Genomic DNA, 5,337 nt, shown 5'->3' with positions numbered 1-5,337 from the left:
ATTTATTACCTGATAAAATAGTAGGTGTTAATATGTTTATTTTTGAACAGTTATTTATTTTTTTTCAACAAATATATATATTAATGATTAATCCCCTTAATGTGCTCATCCTTTTTGGTGCAGTGCTGTTGGGAATCATCTTTGGAGCCATGCCCGGTTTGACTGCAACCCTTGGCGTGGCTTTGCTTGCTACTTTAACCTATGGGATGGATACCGGCACTTCCATGATAGCTTTATTGGCAATCTATGTGGGCGCAATATATGGTGGGTCCTATGCCTCCATTCTCATTAATATTCCTGGTACAGCTGCTTCGGCAGCCACTGCTTTAGACGGATACCCCTTAGCATGTCAGGGAAAAGCAGGAAAAGCATTAGGTCTTACAACCACTGCTTCTGCTATTGGCACTTTTATAGGCATGTTATTCGTCATAACCATGGCTCCCCTTATTTCGGCATTTGCCCTTAACTTTACTTCATTTGAATTTTTTTTACTGGCTTTTTTTGGTATTATTATTAGCGGGACTTTGACCAGTCATGATTTAGCGTATAAGGGTTGGATTGCCGGCTTTTTAGGTTTATTTATGGCTTGTGTGGGGAGAGATCAGCTTCAGTTTTATCCTCGATTTACCTTTGGACTTTATGAATTAGACGGGGGGCTTGAAGTTGTGCCGGTTCTTATCGGCGCTTTTGGTATTCCTCAGATTATTCAAGTGTTAAAGGATAAAGTAGTATGTGGAGAAGCAAAACGGTTTCAAAAGATTCTGCCAGAATTTACTGAAATTTTTCATCATTCTACAGATATTATACGTTCATCTTTGATTGGGGTTGGCATTGGAGCAATTCCGGGGATAGGGGAAGATATTGCCGGTTGGGTATCTTATGGGGCTGCTAAAAATTCTTCTAAACATCCTGAGAGGTTTGGAAAAGGTGAGGTCTCGGGAGTAATATCTGCTGAAACTGCTAACAATGCTTGTATTGGAGGAGCTATGATACCTCTTTTGAGCCTTGGTGTCCCTGGCAGTCCTCCTGCGGCCATGCTTTTAGGAGCATTAATGCTTCATGGGATTCAACCTGGTCCCATGCTGACCTTTGATCATCCGCTTTTTATATTTCAAGTTTCAGCCATACTTTTATTAGCTTCCTTTGCAATGTGGATAACAGGTATGTTGTTAGTAAAACAAGTCATTAAGGTTTTAAGAATTCCACCACCTGTTTTTATGCCTATTATCGCTGTACTATGTATAATAGGTTCATATTCTTTAGGTTTACGGATCTTTAATCTCTATTTGATGATTCCTGTAGGGATTTTAGCTTATTTCTTAACTGAAATGGAATATCCTATTGCACCTTTGGTTATCGGAGTTATTTTAGGACCCATGGCTGATGCAAATTTAAGGAGAGCTCTCATGGTTTCTAAAGGAAGTTTTTTACCTGTTTTTACAAGACCGGTATGTTTAATTTTAGTTTTAGTCATTTTACTGATGGTATTTAGTCAGATTTCATGGTTTAAAATTTTTACTAAGAGAATATCAAATAAAATATTTTCGAGAAAAGTAACCAAGAATATTTCTTAGTAAAATATTTTATACTATAGGAAAGTGAAGATATAATTTATGAATAAAAAAATTATTTTAGCTTTGGCTCCAACCGGCGGGTGGGGGAAGGATTATAATAATCCTCTCGAGCCGGAAGAAATAACCAGGCAAGTTATTGCATGTGTAGAAGAAGGTGTGTCTTTGGTTCATCTTCATGCTCGAGATAGCAAGGGTGAGTTAACTACAGATTTAAGTAATTTCTCAAAGACAATTGAGCTAATTACCAATAAATGCAGTGTAATCATTGAAGCCTCCACCGGAGGACTTTCCAGTTTGACACCTCAGGAAAGATCATTACCTCTCCAGAATGAAAAAGTAGAGCTAGGTTCACTAAACATGGGTTCTTTAAATTTTCTTGATAAAGTATATATAAATACTGTACCAGACATTCAGCTTTGGTTGCAAAAAATGATAAAAAATAATATAAAACCATCTATAGAGATATTCGACACTTCTAATATTATTATTTCTAACTCCCTCATTAAAAAAGGTCTAATTAAACCACAATATAATTATAATTTTGTTTTTAATTACAAATGGGGTATGTCTTTTTCCCTTTCACTTATTGAAGTTTTAAAATCTATGCTTCCCAAAGAAAGCATATGGGGCGTTGTGTTTGGAGAAAGTAGAAATTTTTTGTCTCATTTACAGGCTTGTCTTCAAGGGGCAACTATGGTTAGGGTTGGTTTTGAAGATTCTAAGGTCTGTAATAATAGGGAAGCAGAAATCAATCTTGAGCTGGTAAAAGAGATTCGAAGAGAATTAGAAATATTAGGGTTTGAGACAGCTACTCCAAAAGAAGCAAGAAAGTTACTGGGGATAATATAATTTATTACTACTTTTTAACTATTATTTTATTAACTCAAAGATAGGTATTTACCCATAGAACCCCCCCTTTTTTTATAATGAAAATATATTCTTTTCTATAAATTTCCAGGTTTTTAAATAATCTTCTCCCAATATTAATTTATTAAATTCTTTTCTGTTTAAGTTGTTTAAAAGCTTACATAACTTATTGGTAATGCGGGTATTGGCTTCAAAGGTGCCTTTAATATCCCATCGGGTAGGAGAGGTATCAGAGGTGATATAATCATTATAGTTATATTCTTGAAGATAATAAAGGAATTCAACATAATCCAAGAAGTGTTTCGTTCCTACAAAATAATCCCAATCCCATTGACCGTTGTTATCATTAATATGAATATAATAGCGAAATGGACTTTCTGCAATTAAAGAAACCACTTCTGCAGGATTTTCATTACCAAACATTACCGAGTGTCCGAAATCAATGGTAACTCCCATATCTTTATTTCCAATCTCATTAAGCAAGCATAGAGTTTTAGCTGCGGTATCTATAAAACATCTCCCTCTGGTCTCAGCTGGTTTGTATTCTATAAAAAGAGGAATTTCAGGAAGATAATTTCCTGATTCACCAAAAGCATCAATCAGGTATTTCCATGATTGTGCATAATTACAATTAAAGTTAAACTCATATCCATCTCCTAATGGACAACAGGTTACTTTATTTGCTCCAACTTTCTTGGCGAAGTCTTTCCCATCTTTAATAAATTGTATTGCCTTGGCGCGAATCTCTTTTTTGTTCGAAGTTAAACCTCCGTTTTTGAATTCAGGTTCTGCTTTTACATTTACATTAATAGCAGCAATATTTATTTTATATTTGCATGTTAAAGTCTTAAGCTCATCTGAGTTACTAACTTCATAAGGAAAAACTAACTCCATGCCATCCATTCCCTCTATTTCAGAGACCATTTTAAAGCGCTCTTCCAAGGTTTTATCTTGGTTATATTCATGGAAACGATCCTTTGTTTTACTTAAGAAACTGCTGATTACTGCTTGCTTTACAGGATAATTCATCATTATTTACCCCCCCTTTTTTTATAGATGAGCTCTTTTACTTTATTAAAAATATGTTTTTTTGATATGCCATATTTGTCAATAATTTTATAATAATTTCCGCTTTCAGCAAAGGTATCATTAAGACCCAGGTTATCAAAAAGAACTGGTTTATTTTTTAAACAAAAGTTGGAAAGTTCATAACCAAGACCATTTCTTTTCTGGTGATCTTCTACCACAAACAGGGCTTCTGTTTTGGAAATAGAATTAAGAAGATTTTTTTTATCAAAGGGTTTAATAGAATACATATCAATTATTTCGATGGAAATATTTTCTTTTTTTAGCTCATCGGCGGCTTCCAATGCCTGGAAGACAATATCTCCATAAGTTACTACGGTCAAGTCTTTTCCTTCTCGGATAGTTTTGCTTCCGGCAATTTCAAAAGTGTCTTCTTTGGAATAGATATCATAGAGAGGGTCTCTCATTAACCTTATAAAAACAGGCCCCGGTGTCTTTATGGCTACATCAAATATTTTTTTTGCTGATTCTGTATCAGCAGGAGCAAGAACTTTCATTTTAGGCAAAGTAGTCATAATGGCTATATCTTCTGTTGCCTGATGAGTGACTCCATCTACGGCAGGAGTTAATCCTCCATGGGAGGATAAAAACTTAACGTTTAAATTTGGGTAACAGATAAAGGTACGTATTGCTTCAACAGCCCTCAAGCTGATAAAAACACCATAGCTACAGGCAACTACCGTTCTCCCGTCAGCAGCCATTCCGGCAGCGGCAGCCATCGTGTTTGATTCAGCAATGCCCATATTAAAATATCTCTCAGGATATGCCTCACCAAATAAATAGGAATAAGTTGAGTATCCAATATCTGCTTCAAAAACTACAAAATCCTTATCAATGGCACCATATTCTAACATCCTTTCGGAAAATGCCTGACGTGTGGTAATATCTGCTTTACTTAATATCATCATTGCCTCCCTGGATCTCTTTAATGGCTATTTCATGCTCTCGTTGATTAGGTGCCTTTCCATGCCATTTTCTTATATTTTCCATAAAACTAACACCCTTACCTTTTATTGTGTTTACTATAATACAAGCAGGTTTACCTTTTATTTTTTTTACCTCTTCCAAAGCAATTAAAATTTCCTTCATATTATGTCCGTTTATAGTCATAACCTGCCAGTTAAAGGCCTCAAATTTCTTATCGATAGGGTCCATAGGCATAACTTTTTCAGTAAAACCGTCCATTTGTAAGTTGTTTTTATCTACAATGGCAGTAAGGTTGTCCAATTTATACTTGCTGGCAGAGGCAGCTGCTTCCCATACTTGCCCCTCGTTAATTTCTCCATCACCAAGAACCACATATATATGGTAATTTTTTTTAACTAATTTTCCTTCCAGAGCCATTCCCACTCCAAGACTTAAACCCTGGCCCAAAGATCCTGTAGTCATATCAATACCGGGAGTCTTTCGCATATCAGGATGCCCTTGTAAAATACTTTCAAATTTTCTTAGTGTTTTTAATTCTTTCATAGGGAAATATCCCCTCATAGCAAGACAGGAATACCAGACAGGACAGGCATGCCCTTTAGATAGAATAAAGCGATCCCGATCAGGCCAGCGTGGATTATTAGGATCAATTTTTAAAATATCAAAATATAATGCTGTCATAATATCTGCTGCAGATAAGGCTCCTCCGGGATGTCCTGACTGTGCTGTAAAAATCATATCAATAATATTTACTCGAACTTCTTTGGCTTTTTCTTTAAGATATTGAATTCTTTTTTCAAGGTTGTATGATTTTTTATCCATGTTTCCCTTCCTTATAAATTAAATCTCTAAATTATTATATATATACACATTTATATAACAT

At 35.2% G+C, this 5,337-nt stretch carries 5 protein-coding genes; 2 read left to right on the top strand and 3 right to left on the bottom strand.

Annotation, left to right across the window (positions count from 1 at the left end):
- Positions 1–32 precede the first annotated feature (32 nt).
- A complete protein-coding gene (locus ENO17_05685; protein HER24517.1) occupies positions 33–1,574 on the top strand; it encodes a transporter in 1,542 nt (513 codons plus the stop codon).
- A gap of 39 nt (positions 1,575–1,613) precedes the next feature.
- Positions 1,614–2,423: a 3-keto-5-aminohexanoate cleavage protein gene (locus tag ENO17_05680; protein ID HER24516.1), complete on the top strand. Its 810-nt coding sequence runs from the start codon at positions 1,614–1,616 to the stop codon at positions 2,421–2,423.
- 72 nt (positions 2,424–2,495) lie between these two features.
- On the opposite strand, the gene ENO17_05675 is transcribed toward ENO17_05680, so the two are convergent.
- Genes ENO17_05675 through ENO17_05665 form a run of 3 tightly spaced genes read right to left on the bottom strand, consistent with a single transcriptional unit; the run spans position 2,496 to position 5,276 of the window.
- On the bottom strand, positions 2,496–3,473 hold the full coding sequence (locus tag ENO17_05675) for a sugar phosphate isomerase/epimerase (protein HER24515.1): 978 nt from the start codon (positions 3,471–3,473) through the stop codon (positions 2,496–2,498).
- The gene (locus tag ENO17_05670) at positions 3,473–4,435 is read right to left on the bottom strand and encodes a transketolase family protein (protein ID HER24514.1); all 963 of its coding nucleotides are present in this window, start codon (positions 4,433–4,435) and stop codon (positions 3,473–3,475) included. Before ENO17_05670 ends, ENO17_05675 begins: the two co-directional genes overlap by 1 nt.
- The gene (locus ENO17_05665; protein ID HER24513.1) at positions 4,419–5,276 is read right to left on the bottom strand and encodes a transketolase; all 858 of its coding nucleotides are present in this window, start codon (positions 5,274–5,276) and stop codon (positions 4,419–4,421) included. Before ENO17_05665 ends, ENO17_05670 begins: the two co-directional genes overlap by 17 nt.
- Between the last annotated feature and the right edge of the window lie 61 nt (positions 5,277–5,337).

The sequence above is a fragment of the Candidatus Atribacteria bacterium genome (assembly GCA_011056645.1).
Lineage (GTDB): Bacteria > Atribacterota > Phoenicimicrobiia > Phoenicimicrobiales > Phoenicimicrobiaceae > Sediminicultor > Sediminicultor quartus.
This window is presented reverse-complemented; position numbering and strand designations above follow the sequence as displayed.